The sequence below is a fragment of the Marinomonas pontica genome, assembly GCF_036322735.1.
GTDB lineage: Bacteria > Pseudomonadota > Gammaproteobacteria > Pseudomonadales > Marinomonadaceae > Marinomonas > Marinomonas pontica.
Genome location: NZ_AP027271.1, coordinates 3,014,441 through 3,030,575, shown reverse-complemented (window position 1 = coordinate 3,030,575; position 16,135 = coordinate 3,014,441). Strand labels below are relative to the sequence as shown.

The following is a 16,135-nucleotide window of genomic DNA, read 5'->3' as shown; positions in this document are numbered from 1 at the left end:
GCTGTCATGTAGAAAATATAGCCACTAAGGTTGAGTGCTTGTCGTATCCGTTACTGTCTTTGATTCAGTGGGCTTGCTGGCCTCTGGCACGGTTTTGTTTTCATTTGTGGCTGTGGCTGTGGCTGTGGCTGTGGCTGTGGCTGTGGCTTTAGCTGTGTCAGTGTCTAGGATATCTGCTTGTGGCTCAGGTGCCTGATCTGCTGGCGTGCCGAACGTTTCAGGATAAGGCGTAATCGTATTTTGAATGGCTTGGCCTTCTTTAAGCAGTCGCTGGTTGGTTTCATTGATTTTTTGTTGCAGTTCTTCTTGATCCAACTGAGCGTTGATTTCTCGTTGAACTGAGTTAATACTGCGACGAATTTTACGAACCCAAAGCCCTGCCGTTTTTGCCGCATGTGGCAAACGTTCAGGGCCTAAAATAAGTAAGCCAACGACGAAGACGACAAGAAGTTCTGAAAAGCCAATGTCGAACACAGCTTAAGCGCTCTTATCGTCTTTTTTCGCTTCGGCATCAATGACTTTATGCTGAGCGGTTTTGTCGGCTTCTGTGTCGCTGTCTTTGTCCACGGCTTCTTTGAAACCTTTGACCGCGCCACCTAAATCAGAGCCTAAGTTTTTGAGCTTTTTCGTGCCGAAAATCAACACCAAAATGGCTAAGACAATAAGTAATTGCCAAATACTGATTCCACCTAACATAACTTTACTCCTACGGTTTATTTGGTTCTGTTGGCTTTTTCATCAAGACCAGACAGGTTAAAGCGACGAGCCAGTTCATCAAGGATAGCATCTGGGCCAATATCTAAGTGAGATAACATGACAAGCGTATGGAACCAAAGGTCGGCGGTTTCATAAATCAGATCAGATTTGTCACCTGAAATCACGGCATCTTTGGCTGCGATAATGGTTTCAATGCTTTCTTCGCCTACCTTTTCTAGGATTTTGTTTAATCCTTTCGCATGTAGACTGGCTACGTATGAAGAGTCTGCCGCTGCTGTTTTACGTTGTTCTAGAGTCGCTGCTAATTCAGCCAATACATCGGAATTCATTATAGTCTCTCAAATGTTACGGTTTTAAGACAAGTAAATATAGGCCAACTAAAAATAAGCCTAAACTGGTCATGTCGGCAACCTTTAAATGTTGTAAAGATACGGGATCGGTGATGACCCAAGCTGCGCCAATGCTTAATGCGCCAAGTAATCTAAATGGCAAATTTTGTCGGCTGCTTTTCAGCTCTTTACCAAGTTGCGTTATCGCTTCGGTCTGTGCCTGTATGCGCTCTTCTTGATGCGACATTTGCGATAAGGCCGTGAAGATCAAGTTTGGTATCTGGGGGAGTTGTCCGGCCCATTGTGGTGCTTGTTTACGGACTTCTTCCATGACGCGTTTAGGCCCCATTTGTTCCCGCATCCAACGTTCTAGGAAAGGTTTTGCTGTTACCCAAAGATCCAAATCTGGGTAGAGCTGACGCCCCAGTCCCTCAATATTCAGCAAGGTTTTTTCGAGCAAAACCAGTTGCGGCTGCACTTCCATATTAAAACGGCGAGCGGTTTGGAACAGCCCAATCAGTACTTGTCCAAAAGAAATGTCTTTCAAAGGTTTGGCAAACATGGGCTCACAAACACTGCGGATTGCAGATTCAAATGCGTGAACGGGCGTGCCTTTGGGTACCCAACCACTTTCCACGTGCAACTCAGCAACCAGACGATAATCACGCTGGAAAAACGCCAACAAATTACGCGCCAAATAGCTTTTATCTGCATCATCCAAGCTGCCCATAATGGCGCAATCGATCGCAATGTATTTTGGTTTTTGAGGGTTGCTTACATCAACAAAAATATTCCCTGGGTGCATGTCAGCATGGAAAAAGCTATGGGAAAACACTTGGGTAAAAAAGATTTCAACACCGCGCTCGGCCAGGCACTTCATGTCCACATTGGCTTTGTTTAGCGCGGCAATGTCGGCGACAGGAATGCCTGAAATGCGTTCCATTACCATGACATTGCGATGGCTGAAATCCCAATAAACTTGCGGAACATACAGCAACTCAGAGTCAGTAAAGTTACGTTGCAGTAAGCCGGTGTTAGCGGCTTCTTTTGCTAGGTCGAGTTCGTCTAAAATGGTGTATTCATAATCTGTCACCACTTCTACAGGGCGAAGTCGTCGACCATCGGCACTCATATTGGCGACCAGATGCGCTAATGTGTACAGCAGGCTAATGTCTTTGCTGATGGTTTTTTGAATATTCGGTCGAATGACTTTGACGACAATCTCTTCTCCAGTGTGCAAGGTTGCGGTGTGAACCTGAGCAATAGAAGCCGATGCCAATGGTGTTGAGTCAAATTTTGCAAATAACTCCGCCACCGGTGCTTTCAAATCTCGCTCAATAATCGCTTGCGCTACCTGCCCTGAAAACGCAGGCACTTTGTCTTGTAATTTGGCAAGTTCATCGGCGATGTCGTCGTCCAGAAGATCGCGTCTTGTCGATAAAATCTGTCCAAACTTTACGAAAATAGGGCCAAGTGACTCTAAGGCTAGACGTAAACGTTCGCCTTTATTTTTGCTGGCTCTATGACGTCCGATAGAGCATACGGCACCGACTGTGTAACGTATGTACCAAGGCAAAAGAGCAAATGGGATAAACACATCAAGGCGAAAGCGCACAACCGTAAACAGTATGCGCAGTAATCGAAAAGTACTGGTTAGCATGACTAGAATTTAAATCCTTTGTGTAGCGCAACAATACCGCCGGTTAAGTTTTGGTAGCTTGTGCGTTCAAACCCCACGTCGTCCATCATGCCTTTTAGTGTTTCTTGATCAGGATGCATGCGTATAGACTCAGCCAAGTAGCGGTAGCTGTCGGCGTCATTGGCGATCAGTTTGCCCATGGCTGGAAGAAGTCGGAATGAGTACTGGTCATACACTTGCGACAATAATTCTGACTCGGGTTTAGAGAACTCAAGAACCAGCAAACGTCCGCCGGGCTTCAATACACGGTACATGGAAGCAAGTGCTTTGGATTTGTCCGTCACATTGCGCAAACCAAATGCAATGGTAATGCAGTCAAACGTGTCATCAGGGAAGGGCAAGGCTTCGGCATTGGCTTGTACAAATTTGACGTTTCCGACGACACCTTGATTGGCCAATTTGTCACGACCTACTTTTAGCATGGAATCGTTAATGTCCGCCAAAATGACTTGGCCTTGGCTGCCAACTAAACGTGAAAACTTTAGGGTTAAATCCCCTGTACCGCCGGCAATATCGAGTACGCAGTTGCCAGCACGAACACCAGATTGGCTGATGGTATGACGTTTCCATAGGCGATGAATGCCGCCAGACATTAGGTCATTCATAATGTCGTATTTTGCAGCGACGGAGTGGAAAACTTGCGCGACAGCTTGTACCTTTTCGTCTGTGGGAATTTCTTTAAAACCAAAGTCGGTGGTTTTTTTCTGATCGTCTTGCATAAACTACTTCATCCTAATGGCGGCATCGCACGCCTGTCTTCTTTTCTAGCAATTGTGTTAGTCGCTGTATTGTAGCGAGCGTATGGCGGTTATTGTAACCGCGACGACAAGGCTCTGGTACTGCTTTGTCCTTTCTATTTGTTGACCATGACTTTATTTCGGCCAGATTCTTTTGCGAGATACAGCTGTTTATCTGCACGAGCGAACAAAGATTCAGGCTCTTCTTGTGGGATCAGCTCGGCAATCCCTATTGAAACAGAGATAGAAACGGGCTCGCCTTGCATATTAAACGGGGTTTTTGCCACCGCTAGACGAATGGCTTCCGCGCGTTCGGTGGCTTGTGTAAGAGTCAACTCGGGGAAAACAATAACAAATTCTTCTCCACCGTAACGGAACATCAAATCTTCTTTCGACAAAATACTGCGAATTTGTTTTGGAACCAGACGTAATACCTTATCGCCGGCAAGATGCCCCCATGTGTCATTTACTTTTTTAAAATGATCAATGTCGCAAACTGCCAAACAAATAGGCTTCTGTGTTTTTTGCATGATTTTGCAGAGTGGGAGAATAGCGTCTTGGTAGGCGGTGCGATTGGGTAAATCGGTGAGGGAATCTGTCATCGCTTGCGCCAATTTTTCTTGCAGCAAAGAGCGCAGTGATGCGGTGTCTTTTTCCATGCGAGTGACTTTGTTTTTTAGCTGTGTAATCGATTGTGTCGCGTGTTTTTCTTGCCTCAGCATCTGGGTTCGGTATTCGCTCATGGTGGTCGATATCGTCGACAACCGGTCATCGATCAATGCCTTTAAACTGTCTAAATCGCTGGCCCCTTTGACGGCCTGAGACGTGTTCGTTACCTGTTGTTGAAGCTTGGTGTTAAATCCTTCTCGACTTTCAGATAACGACTTTTGCGAGTGATAACTGCTGGTAATGGACTCATTAATACTGGCAAGTTGCTTGTTTAATTGATTTAAGTAGTTGGTGAGGTTTTCTTGAGTCTTGCCAATGGCCACCATGATTAAGTTAATGACTTCATCAAGCAGCGCGGGTAACTGTTGTAAGTTGTTATTGCCTAATAGGGCTTTATTAAGATCAGAGATATCATCATCATAATGGCTGGGAAGCATTAGGTTATTCGTCAAGCCCGCGAGCGTATGACTGATCTGTACCATGATTTCTTGGTCGTTTTTCGGCGTAATGACCTGAGTCTCACGGTTAAAAAAACGCTTGAGAAAAGAGCTTTTTGACGGATTATGTTCGGTTTGTACTAGGGTTTTTTCGGCCAAAGACAAAAAGCCTTTTAGCAAGTGTGGCCATTGTGACGATACTTGCCAGTTTATACGTATTTGTGCTTCTAGCTGTTTCTTTTCGTTTTGAGGAACGCTGCTAGTATTTTGCTTTTCAAGTAGTTCAATCAGATCTTGCAAGCAATTTCGAACTTGCTTTGCTCGACTTAGCTGAGCTTCATCGCTTTGAATAAGCAATGGCTCAGCTGCATTGAGTACGTCTTGTATCTCGTTCGCGTCCGCCCCTTTTGTTATGGCTTGGCGAATTTGGCGAACAACGGAATCCAGTTTAGGGTCATTTCCTTCTGCGAGCATGCTCGTTCGGGAAACCGCTTTGCGTAAAGCTTCGATCAGTTTGTCACTTGATGATTCCGTCATATCGCCTCATTTATATTATTTTTGACGTTCTTTCTCGATAAGAAAATCAACGACTTTATAAATATTTTCGTTTCCATTCGCTGTTTCAGCACTGACCAAGTATTTACCATTTACAATCAATCCAGGAACACCGCGAGCACCATAAGCACGAATTTTTGCATCGGCTTGGCTCAAACGGCTGTTCACTGCGAAAGAGTTGTATTGTTTATGGAACTCGTCTTCGCTAACACCGTAATTTGCAAAGAAGCTCGCCAACGCGTCTTCTGAGTTTAGATTACGACGTTCAACATGGATAGCATTAAAAAGGTCTGCGCGAATTTTATCTTCAATGCCAAGCAGATCGGCAACGTAGAAGGCTTTAGCGTGCGCCAACCAGTTACGGCCAAACACCGCTGGAAGGAATTTAAAATCAACATCGCTTGGTGCGTTCTTTTTCCATGCGGCGGTAATAGGTTCTAGCTTGTAGCAATGTGGGCATCCGTACCAAAAAATTTCAGTGACTTCGATCTTGCTTGGGTCGCTGGTACGAACGGGCGTTTTAATCGTCGTGTAGCCATTGCCGTCACTGTATTCTGCCGCCGTCGCCGTTAGTGAAATAAAGAAAGAAAGTATCAATGCTGAAAACAGCTTTATCATGGGTTACTCCTGATCGTATTAAATGGTTATGTTTGTCTTTAATAGTATCTGCATATCATGCACAGAATGACATAGAATACGATTATTTGAATTGAGGAAGGTTCTGCATTTCCAGTAAGTTTACATAAAACTTACAACAAAAAAGCAGATTGGTGGAGTCTTTCTCAATGTTTTTAATGAAATGAAACATCGGATCAATGGTGGCTTTGCTCATTTCCTGTGATTCCCGTGTCTAGCCGAGTTTAACATGGCATATTTTTACGATTGCTGGCATTATATACAGCAAATGAAATAAATCTGAATGCAAATCCGAATCTACTGACGAATATCAACTTATGACCCCTTTTGACTCCACTTTTCAATCTGCACACTTTATTAAAAGTGCCGAGAAACTCTCTCAATGCCCTTTAGACCAAGGCGTCGAAGTCGCATTTGCAGGTCGCTCGAATGCGGGCAAATCAACGGCGTTGAACACGCTGACCAACCAAAAGAAATTAGCGCGTACTTCCAAAACACCTGGACGTACTCAGCTGATTAACTGTTTTGGGTTAAACGTGGACGATCGTCGTTTGATTGACTTGCCTGGATACGGGTTTGCAAAAGTGCCGATTGAAATGAAAAAAGTCTGGCAAGCTCACATGCAAGATTACCTGATGAACCGTCGCTCGTTGGCGGGGGTGGTTTTGGTTATGGACATTCGCCACCCATTAAAAGAATTTGACGAAATGATGTTGGATTGGGCGAAGTCCAATCGTATGAAAGTGCACGTGCTACTGACCAAGTCGGATAAGTTAAAGCGCGGTCCAGCTCAAGCTTCCATGTTTACGGTACAAAAAGCCCTAAAAGCGCAAGGCGTTGACGGCACAGTGCAAACGTTTTCTTCACTCAATGGTGACGGTGTCGACAACTTGCGCATCAAACTGGCTGAATGGTTGGTACTTGATAATCTGGAAGAGATTCCTGTTTCACCAAATGCATAATAGCATGTGTTAAATAGAACGCCCGATCTGAACCAGACCTAAAAAAGCCTCATCGAGGCTTTTTTAGGTCTATAGGTGTAAAAGACGTTTTATTGTGGAGTTAAATACGCCGTAAGAAAGGTGTCGAAATCGACGTCGTCTGTCGCTTCCATTGCCTCTTGGTCTTGTAAAGACCGCTCTGCTTTTAGCGTAAATTCACGAATCAGCTCGTCAGATAAAGGGCGAGACATCCACTGTGTCTGCTGCTCTTTAGAGAGTGCCAACATGGCGTTTTGGTAACCTTGTTGTGCTTTACTGCGTTCTAACAGCTGAGACGAAGGAAGCAGTGTCTCGTTGTTGAGCTTTTCTCGCTGCATTTCAACCGCATCACGGTAAGCGGGATTGCCTGTTTTATTGGACAGAAAATCCGCCACTTCCGCCAGTGAGTTCAACATCGATTCTGCTTTTGAGCGAAGCTTGGTTGGGCCTTGGCCAAAGTCAAAATCCATATCCAAATCACGACCGTGGGAAGCAATCTCTTGTTGCATTTGACGCAGTTGGCTGCATTCTGCACTGCCTAGACGCTCATCACCACGCAGCATGCAGTAAAGCAAGAATACATCGATGAAGTACAGCGTCGAAGATTGCATGCCAATCGAAGAGCTTGGATCAAGATCCATAATACGAACTTCAATGTATTCAACCCCTCGTGCATGAAGCGCTGCGCTCGGATGCTCGCCCTGTTGGGTGACACGCTTGGGTCGAATGTCGCTGTAGTACTCGTTTTCTATTTGCAGCAAATTACTGTTCAGCTGTCGATATTGGCCGTCTACTTTTACGCCAATGTCTTGGTAACGCTGATAAGGCGTCTGCAAGGCTTTTTTGACCGTGCTGATGTAGGTGTCAACTTCGTTGTAGCACACATAAAGATCGGCTTGCGCCTTGTTTTGGTAGCCAAGGTCGCTCATTCGTAATGACGTGGCTTTTGGGCCAAACCAAGTGTTTTTCTCAAGCGTGTTTAAACTGTCTGGTTTTTTCGGAAGAAAGCTGTCATCGATGGCAGGAGACGCGCCAAACAACAGTGATAACATCCAAGAACTGCGACGGAAGTTACGGATTAGGGCAAAATAACTGTCTGATTGGAAAGCTTGCTTTTCAGTCGCCGAAAGATTGGCACGACCTTTATGGTTTTCCAAGAAAGACCAGAAATCCTTGTCGAAAGAGAAGTTGTAATGCATGCCCGCGATGCATTGCATGATGCGACCATAGCGATTAGACAAACCTTCACGGTAAACGCGCTTTAGCTTGCCGGTGTTTGATTCTCCATAATAGGCAATAGGAACGTCCTCATTACCGGCCAAATAACAAGGCATACTGGCTGGCCACAAACATTCGTCTTGCTTGTAAAGTTCGTGGTTGACCAAATTATGAATGTCTTCCAGTTCCTTTATGACGCCTTCCACACTTGGGTGAACGCCAGTGATGAACTCCATTAGTGACTCAGAATAATCCGTTGTAATAGAGCTGTGAGTCAAAGCGGAGCCCAATGCTTTCGGGTGAGGCTTGTGCGAAATGCGGCCTTCGGTACGGTCAACGCGTAAGGCTTCTCGTTCTACGCCACGATGAAATGTTAAGGCAGAAGTTGTCGCGGCTTGTTGGCAATGGTCTGCCAACGCTTGCAAAGCATCGGTTAAGGTAGTCAAGAAGTCGTCCTTCTATTGAATAAGGCAAAATGAAATTTCAAGGATTGTACTCGGCAGAGCTTATTCGCAGCAAGCAACAGATATCCCATGCACAAAAAATGCTGACTTCCCGATGAGGATACGAAAATAAAAACGCGATGTTGATACACCGCGTTTTTAATTTTTTGATGCCATTTCCGAATGCGCTAAAGACGCATTTCAATGCCGGCGTCGGTCATGCGTTGCTTGGCTTCTTGAATGCTGTATTCACCGAAATGGAAAATACTGGCCGCCAACACGGCATCGGCTTTGCCTTCGATGACGCCATCGACAAGATGATCGAGGTTACCAACGCCACCAGAGGCGATAACAGGCACATGCACGGCTTCACTAATGGCGCGAGTAACGCCAAGGTCGAAACCATTTTTGGTGCCGTCGCGGTCCATACTGGTCAGCAAGATTTCTCCTGCGCCGTATTCGACCATTTTCTTCGCCCACTCAACGGCGTCTAAACCAGTCGGTTTACGGCCACCATGGGTGAAAATTTCCCATTTGTCTGGTTCGCCTTCGGCGCTGACTTTTTTCGCATCAATGGCGACAACGATACACTGAGAACCAAAGCGTTGTGCGGCTTCGCGCACAAACTCAGGGTTAAAGACCGCTGCGGTATTAATGCCAACTTTGTCTGCGCCTGCGTTAAGCATGCGACGAATGTCTTCGCAGGTACGAATGCCGCCACCTACGGTAAGCGGGATAAACACTTGGCTGGCAATGGCTTCAACCATGTGAACTGTCGTTGCGCGATCGTCTGAACTGGCGGTGATGTCGAGAAAGGTAATCTCATCTGCACCTTGTTCGTTGTAGCGTTTTGCGACTTCAACTGGGTCGCCAGCGTCACGAATATCAACGAACTGAACGCCTTTTACAACGCGGCCATTGTCCACATCAAGGCAAGGAATAATGCGTTTTGCTAAGCCCATTTACGGCTCCTAATATCGATTGCTGTTATGGCTTGCCATCCCAGTTAAGGAAGTTTTTATACAGTTGAAGGCCGTCTTTGTGGCTTTTCTCTGGGTGGAATTGCACCGCAAATACATTGTCACGCGCAATCGCAACACAGAACTCCAAACCATAGTCACAGGTGCCTGCGACTTCATTTTTGTTTTCTGGCACCACATAAAAGCTGTGCACAAAGTAAAAGCGCGCGTTGTCTGGAATCCCCGCCCAAAGCGGGTGGTTTATGGTGTGTTTAACCTGATTCCAGCCCATGTGCGGCACTTTGAGTTTGCTGCCGTCATGGTCTTTGTGGTGTTCGCCAAAGAACAGCGCGTTGCCTTGAAAATGATTTAGGCAATCAACGCCGCCGTTTTCCTCACTGTGTGACATCAACGACTGAATACCGACACAAATGGCAAGAAAAGGTTTTTCTGCCATGGCTTTGCGAATACTCGGAACCAGCCCAGCATTGTGCATTTCGCCGATACAATCACGAATGGCACCAACGCCCGGCAGTAAAACTCGGTCTGCCGCATCGATCGCCGCAGGGTCACTGGTGACGATTACGTCGGTGTTTTCATCCGCCGCGTGCTCAAGGGCTTTGGCAACCGAGTGAAGGTTACCCATGCCATAGTCGATTACCGCGACGGTGGATCTTTTCGTTTCACTCATACTCTTATTGCTCATACTCTTATCGCTCAAACTAAGAGAGTCCTACAAAGAACCTTTGGTGGAAGGCATTTGCCCCGCCATACGTTCGTCCGCTTCTAGTGCCATGCGCAATGCACGACCAAATGCTTTGAAGATGGTTTCCGCTTGGTGGTGAGTGTTTTTACCGCGCAGGTTATCTAGGTGTAGGGTCACTTTTGCGTGATTAATAAAACCGTGGAAAAACTCAGAGAATAAATCCACATCAAAGCCACCAACAGAGCCACGAGTAAATGGCACGTGCATTTCTAGACCTGGACGGCCAGAGAAATCGATCACCACACGAGATAAGGCTTCGTCTAATGGCACATAAGCGTGGCCGTAGCGTTTGATGCCTTTTTTGTCGCCAACAGCAATATCAAATGCTTGCCCTAATGTGATACCCAAATCTTCAACAGTGTGGTGAGCGTCAATGTGAAGGTCGCCCACGGCATGAATATCTAAATCAATCAGGCCATGACGCGCGACTTGTTCAAGCATGTGGTCAAGGAAAGGAACGCCTGTGAAGCAGTTGAATTTACCGGTACCGTCTAAGTTAATCGACACCTTGATCTGAGTTTCAAGCGTATTGCGCTCGACACTGGCAATGCGATCGGACATTGATTGGTTTCTCCACCGTGATTGTGACGAATGGCCGCCACGTTTTGTGTATTAAGAGGATGACATAAGATGATCATTATAGAACGTGGACACGTTTGCTTCTATGCTTTGTCCGTGTGTTTTTCGATGAGTTATCGCTATTGCATCGATAAACGCCAACATCGAATGCTATGATACGGCGATATTTTTATTCCTGCCTTTGGAAGATAAGAAGAAGGAACGAAAAAACGAATTTAGCACCTCCCCCCTGCTAAGGGGGAGGCTGGGAGGGGGTTAAAAAACTAACACCCCCATCCTAACCTTCCCCTTGAAGATAAGGGGAAGGAACAAAAAAAACGAATTTAGCTCCTCCCCCTGCTAAGGGGGAGGCTGGTAAGGACAATTCATTTAGGGGTTTTTCATGGTGTGGTTAAAGCGAATTGGTATGTTAGTGGTGGGTTTGTTCGCCGTCATTGCTTTGCTGTTGGCGTACGTGATGTTGTTTGTGAATCCCAATGATTTTAAAGACGAGCTCAAAAGCGTTGCGTTAGAAAAAGCCAATGTCAGTCTGCGTTTGGATGGCGACATCAGTTGGTCGTTTTTTCCTTGGTTAGGTTTGAACTTAGAAGATATTGGCGTGGCTTTGGGTTCTGACCCTGAAATAGTGCAATTCGACCGCGCAGAGTTTGGATTGGCTATTTTACCCTTGCTGGAACAGAAGATTCAGGTGAATAAGGTCAACCTAGTCAATGTGAAAGCCAGTTTAATCAAAAACGCCAAAGGGCAAGGGAATTGGCAGTTAAACCCATCGGCAAGCCCGAGCGAGAAATCACTGAACCAAACAGAAACGACAGCGGCAACCGTGAATCCCTCTTCTTCGACCACTACCGACAGCACACCAAGTCGAGCACTTCCCGCTATACAGTTGGACGAGTTGCGCATTGAAAACGCGCAAGTTCAGTACCGTGATGAACAAACCAATCAGTTGTTGAGCGCCGTCTTTAATATTCAATTAAACGACGTGGAATGGGACAAAGCGTGGCCAATGGTGATGGACATTGCCGTAACGCAAAGTGATTTACAGGGGCAGTCGCCCATTAAAGCCAACGTATCGTTGAACGCCAATCTTGCCGTTTTTCCAGAAAGAGAAGCGTTAGCGTTGGATTCGTTAGTGTTGTCAGCCGAGGTAGACAGCGCGCTTTTGCCTGTTAGCCCAATCAGCGCAAAACTCAAAGTGGCGAATGTGGATGTGGATTTGCCGCAAGAGAATGTCTTAATAGAAGGCGCGGCGTTAAGTGTGCTGGGTGTGAACCTAGACGCCAAAGTTCAGGCGTATCAAGTATTGAGTGAGCCACAGTTTTCAGCCGTATTGTCGGTGGGGGACGTGAATCCCCGCTATTTAATGACACGCCTTAACTTACCTGTACCGGACATGTCCGATGACAGTGCGTTTACGAAAGCGCGTGCCAATATCACCCTAGAAGGCAATCTAGAATCGATCACCGCACAGCCCATTTCAATTGCCATGGATGACACCAACATGGAAGCCAATGCGGTGGTGGATCTGTCGCCTTTGCGCTGGGACATTAAAGTTGCAGGTAAAAACCTAGACCTAGACCGCTATTTGCCAACGCCGATTACCCCTAATAAAAATGGCTCAAAAGAGGCCATAACCGCCGTACAAATGGAAGCCCAAACCGCACAAGAAGCCGATGCTTTGATCCCTGTCGAGCTGATTCGCGGGTTAAATGGTCATGTTGGTTTGGTGTTTGAAAACATCATTGTCAAAAAAGTAAAAATTGACAAAGTGTCGTTGGATTCGACCCAATCTCATGGGGTAGTCACCGTCGCACCATTGCAAGTGGCCTTGTATAAGGGAACCGTGTCTTCCAAAGCGCGTCTGGATGTGAGAGGCAAACAACCGGTAATCGATGTGTCTCCTGCCATTGAGGGCGTGCAAATTCAGCCATTGTTAGTGGACTTCATGGATCTAAATAAAATCGCCGGAGCCACGTATTTAAACGGTGATCTAAAAACGAGCGGCAACAGCGTCAATGACCTGATGGCGTCTTTACAGGGCGATGTGCTTATTGAAATCAAGAATGGTGCATTGGTCGGAACGAATTTAACCAAAACCGTGTGTGAAGGCATCGCAGCCACACGCAAAGAGCGCATTGATGAACAACAATTTGGGCCAGATACACCGTTTGAAACCATGCGTTTTCCTGCCCATATTGTAAACGGCCAAGTGTCTACGCCCGGTTTGAAAATCAGTTCCGCGGGCATTCAAGTAACCGGTGATGGCGTGGTGTCATTGCCTGAATCTTCGTTGAATTATCAGGCCAATGTTGGCCTCGCTGGCAGTGAATTAGACAACGCGTGCCGTGTGAATGAAAAGGTAACCAAATTGGCGTTTCCTATTGTGTGTAAAGGTCAGTTTAGTGATGACCCAGCGGGCTTATGTCGCCCTGATCTAAAAGGCTTTGGGAAGTTGTTTGCGGACCTTGCTAAAGTCGAGTTGACGCAAAAATTGGACGCAGAAAAAGCCCGACTAAAAGCCAAGGAAGCGGAGATTAAAGCGGAATTAGACGCGAAAAAACAAGCGGAAACCGCCCGATTAAAGGCCGAGCTTGAAGCAAAGCGGAAAGCGGAAGAAGAAAAGTTAAAAGAGAAATTAAAAGAAAAACTAAAGAGCTTGTTTTAACCCATACGGATAAAACGGCGTAAATGTGAGAAATACATGCAACCAGTTGATAATTTCGCGCCTCGTGTATTAGCGTGGTTTGATGAGCACGGGCGTAAAAACTTGCCATGGCAAGAGCACAGAACGCCTTACCGTGTGTGGATTTCTGAAATCATGTTGCAACAAACGCAAGTGACAACGGTGATTCCGTATTACCAAAAATTCATGGCCTCCTTTCCCACTGTAGAGGCGCTTGCTGACGCGGAACAAGACGAGGTGTTGGCGCATTGGAGCGGCCTTGGCTATTACGCGCGAGCACGCAACATGCACAAAGCGGCAAAAATGCTGGTGGATGAGTTGGACAGTGAGCTTCCACACAGTGTGGAAGGGGTGTGTGAGTTACCTGGCATTGGGCGCTCCACTGCAGCGGCGATATTGTCGATTTCTCGTGGTGTTCAGGCCGCGATTTTGGATGGCAATGTGAAGCGTGTATTGGCTCGTTTTCATGCGGTACCGACTTGGCCAGGTGAGAAAAAGACGGAAAATGCCATGTGGGACTTAGCCGAGCATTATATGCCAAGTGAACGCTGTGGTGATTACACGCAAGCTATGATGGATCTAGGGGCGACGCTGTGTACTCGTTCGAAGCCACAATGTCTGCTGTGTCCATTGGAAGAAGACTGCCAAGGTCGACTGACGCAAGACCCAACACAATTTCCCATTCGTAAACCGAAAAAAGCCGCCAAGCCAGAGAAAAGCATTCAATTATTGGTATTGACCAACCCGAAAGGTCAGTGGTTATTGGAAAAACGGCCTTCGGTTGGGATTTGGGGGGGGCTATGGAGCTTGCCTGAATTGGCGGTAGAGGAGTCGGTTGTCTTGCATACAGAGCAACGATTTGCGACGCAGGTGTCGGCTGTCACGCCGTTGTCATTGTTTCGACATACTTTTAGTCATTACCATTTAGATATTTCGCCCAGCCAGATAGTGGTGTCTGACATTCAATTAGTGGGAGAGGGTGATAAATATCAATGGTTTAATCCAGATGAAGCGTTAGCGCAGGGGTTACCTGCGCCAGTAAGACGTATTTTAGAGCAACTGAATGAATTGGGAATGAGTGTCCGATGACTGATAAAAACCTCTCTTTTTATAAACGTGTGGTCGAGGTTTTTGTTTCGTTTTTATTGTTGGGTTTTACCAGTTTCGGTGGGCCCGCCGCACACCTTGGTTATTTCAACCAAACTTTCATCAAGCGAAAACAATGGGCGAGCGAATCCCAATATGCTCAGTGGGTGGCGCTAAGTCAAATTGTTCCTGGCCCAGGGTCTAGCCAAGTAGGCTTTGCTTTAGGCTATCACCGCGCGGGCATAATGGGGGCGTTGGCAGCGTTTATCGGTTTTACTTTGCCGTCTTTTGTCATCATGGTGTTGCTGGCGCAGTTTGGCCAAACGTGGCAGGAGAACCGCTATTTTGACGGCATAGTGCATGGCTTAAAACTGTTGGCTGTGGTCGTGGTGGCCGACGCTTGTGTCAGTATGTGGCGATCGTTTTGCCAGACGACATTGCTTGCCGCGTTGGCGGTGTTGTGTGGGCTGTTTATTGTGTTATTCCCATTTGGATTGGCCACGTTGTGGGCGCTGTTGTTGGCGGTATTGGTCAGCCTTTTTGTTCCGGCTAAGGCGATGTCTCCGCAAGAGTCGTTGCCACCGATACGTTTTTCTGGCGTGTTATTGGCCATCGTAGTGGGCGTTTTTATCGTCAGTTTTGCCCTAAATGATGGTTTGAGTGGCTTATTTGGCCGCTTTTATCAGGCGGGTGCTTTGGTGTTTGGGGGCGGTCATGTGGTGTTGCCAATGCTGTCTTCGTTTGTCTTGCCGTCGGCCTCGGGTATGGTGTCTGAATCGACGGTTTTAATAGGTTATGCGGCGGCTCAAGCGGTACCTGGACCGATGTTTACCATGGCGAGCTTTTTGGGAGCCATTGCCGCCCCCGATGGTCAACAAATTTGGTGGTGGGCAGGTGTGGCGACCTTAGCGGTTTTCTCGTCTGGTTTGTTGTTGATGTTGAGCGCGCAGGGTGTTTGGCAGAGTGTGTTCCAGCGGGCACGTTGTCGTTCTGCTGTGGCGTGTCTTAATGCGGCCGTCGTAGGGATTTTGCTGGCGGCACTGTATTCTCCAATAGCCACGTCCAGTTTACTGACGATTTGGGATCTGATGATTGTCGGGGTAGGTTTTGTTGTTTTGCGTTACAAACGGCCGTCGATTTTTGTTTTTATTGCGGTATTTGTGCTGATTGGATTGGTTGGAAGTGCTTAAAAACTGACCCCCTCCCAGCCTCCCCCTTAGCAGGGGGAGGAGCTAAGCATTTTTGTTCCTTCCCCTTATCTTCAAGGGGAAGGTTAGGATGGGGTTGTTAGCTTTGTTGACCCCTTCCCAGCCTCCCTCTTAGCAGGGGGAGGGGCTAAGCATTTTTGTTCCTTCCCCTTATCTTCAAGGGGAAGGTTAGGATGGGGTTGTTAGCTTTATTAACCCCCTCCCAGCCTCCCCCTTAGCAGGGGGAAGGGCTAAGCATTTTTGTTCCTTCCCCTTATCTTCAAGGGGAAGGTTAGGATGGGGTTGTTAGCTTTGTTAACCCCCTCCCAGCCTCCCCCTTGGCAGGGGGAGGAGCTAAGTACGTTTTTTGTTCCTTCCTACTAGCAGGGGGGGAAGGAGCTAAGTGGATCGCGTTTCTTATCTTATTTCTATAATGCCTTGAATTCTGACATGTT

15 protein-coding genes are annotated in these 16,135 nt (G+C 46.8%); 4 read left to right on the top strand and 11 right to left on the bottom strand.

Annotation, left to right across the window (positions count from 1 at the left end; all coding sequences use genetic code 11):
- Positions 1-24: 24 nt before the first annotated feature.
- From tatB to AABA11_RS14285, 7 genes are all read right to left on the bottom strand, one after another.
- The gene (tatB, locus tag AABA11_RS14315) at positions 25-474 is read right to left on the bottom strand and encodes a Sec-independent protein translocase protein TatB (protein WP_338268989.1); all 450 of its coding nucleotides are present in this window, start codon (positions 472-474) and stop codon (positions 25-27) included.
- Between the two features lie 3 nt (positions 475-477).
- Positions 478-696, bottom strand: a complete 219-nt coding sequence (gene tatA, locus AABA11_RS14310; protein WP_265729484.1) for a Sec-independent protein translocase subunit TatA — start codon at positions 694-696, stop codon at positions 478-480.
- A 17-nt stretch (positions 697-713) separates the two neighbouring features.
- Positions 714-1,046, bottom strand: a complete 333-nt coding sequence (locus AABA11_RS14305; RefSeq protein ID WP_265729483.1) for a phosphoribosyl-ATP diphosphatase — start codon at positions 1,044-1,046, stop codon at positions 714-716.
- Positions 1,047-1,062: 16 nt separating this feature from the next.
- Entirely contained in the window at positions 1,063-2,706 is a 1,644-nt protein-coding gene (ubiB, locus tag AABA11_RS14300; protein WP_338268987.1) for a ubiquinone biosynthesis regulatory protein kinase UbiB, read from the bottom strand.
- Positions 2,707-2,708: 2 nt separating this feature from the next.
- The gene (ubiE, locus tag AABA11_RS14295; RefSeq protein ID WP_265729481.1) at positions 2,709-3,464 is read right to left on the bottom strand and encodes a bifunctional demethylmenaquinone methyltransferase/2-methoxy-6-polyprenyl-1,4-benzoquinol methylase UbiE; all 756 of its coding nucleotides are present in this window, start codon (positions 3,462-3,464) and stop codon (positions 2,709-2,711) included.
- Positions 3,465-3,598: 134 nt separating this feature from the next.
- On the bottom strand, positions 3,599-5,125 hold the full coding sequence (locus tag AABA11_RS14290; protein WP_338268985.1) for a GGDEF domain-containing protein: 1,527 nt from the start codon (positions 5,123-5,125) through the stop codon (positions 3,599-3,601).
- A 15-nt stretch (positions 5,126-5,140) separates the two neighbouring features.
- Positions 5,141-5,761, bottom strand: coding sequence for a thiol:disulfide interchange protein DsbA/DsbL (locus AABA11_RS14285; RefSeq protein WP_265729479.1), 621 nt, complete (start codon positions 5,759-5,761; stop codon positions 5,141-5,143).
- A gap of 335 nt (positions 5,762-6,096) precedes the next feature.
- Here AABA11_RS14285 and yihA point away from each other — a divergent pair, with 335 nt between their 5' ends.
- Complete coding sequence (gene yihA / locus AABA11_RS14280; RefSeq protein ID WP_265729478.1) at positions 6,097-6,741, top strand: ribosome biogenesis GTP-binding protein YihA/YsxC; 645 nt, start codon at positions 6,097-6,099, stop codon at positions 6,739-6,741.
- 89 nt (positions 6,742-6,830) lie between these two features.
- On the opposite strand, the gene gshA is transcribed toward yihA, so the two are convergent.
- From gshA to hisB, 4 genes are all read right to left on the bottom strand, one after another.
- The gene (gene gshA / locus AABA11_RS14275; protein ID WP_338268982.1) at positions 6,831-8,423 is read right to left on the bottom strand and encodes a glutamate--cysteine ligase; all 1,593 of its coding nucleotides are present in this window, start codon (positions 8,421-8,423) and stop codon (positions 6,831-6,833) included.
- A gap of 185 nt (positions 8,424-8,608) precedes the next feature.
- The gene (gene hisF / locus AABA11_RS14270) at positions 8,609-9,382 is read right to left on the bottom strand and encodes an imidazole glycerol phosphate synthase subunit HisF (RefSeq protein ID WP_100186628.1); all 774 of its coding nucleotides are present in this window, start codon (positions 9,380-9,382) and stop codon (positions 8,609-8,611) included.
- A 25-nt stretch (positions 9,383-9,407) separates the two neighbouring features.
- Positions 9,408-10,070 carry an imidazole glycerol phosphate synthase subunit HisH gene (hisH, locus tag AABA11_RS14265; RefSeq protein WP_338268980.1) on the bottom strand — a complete coding sequence of 221 codons (663 nt, stop codon included), beginning with the start codon at positions 10,068-10,070 and terminating at the stop codon, positions 9,408-9,410.
- 42 nt (positions 10,071-10,112) lie between these two features.
- Entirely contained in the window at positions 10,113-10,706 is a 594-nt protein-coding gene (gene hisB, locus AABA11_RS14260) for an imidazoleglycerol-phosphate dehydratase HisB (protein ID WP_265729474.1), read from the bottom strand.
- Between the two features lie 400 nt (positions 10,707-11,106).
- Here hisB and AABA11_RS14255 point away from each other — a divergent pair, with 400 nt between their 5' ends.
- Genes AABA11_RS14255 through chrA form a run of 3 tightly spaced genes read left to right on the top strand, consistent with a single transcriptional unit; the run spans position 11,107 to position 15,683 of the window.
- Positions 11,107-13,389, top strand: a complete 2,283-nt coding sequence (locus AABA11_RS14255; RefSeq protein WP_338268978.1) for an AsmA family protein — start codon at positions 11,107-11,109, stop codon at positions 13,387-13,389.
- A gap of 36 nt (positions 13,390-13,425) precedes the next feature.
- Positions 13,426-14,496 carry an A/G-specific adenine glycosylase gene (gene mutY / locus AABA11_RS14250; protein ID WP_338268975.1) on the top strand — a complete coding sequence of 357 codons (1,071 nt, stop codon included), beginning with the start codon at positions 13,426-13,428 and terminating at the stop codon, positions 14,494-14,496.
- On the top strand, positions 14,493-15,683 hold the full coding sequence (chrA, locus tag AABA11_RS14245; RefSeq protein ID WP_338268973.1) for a chromate efflux transporter: 1,191 nt from the start codon (positions 14,493-14,495) through the stop codon (positions 15,681-15,683). Before mutY ends, chrA begins: the two co-directional genes overlap by 4 nt.
- Positions 15,684-16,135 lie beyond the last annotated feature (452 nt).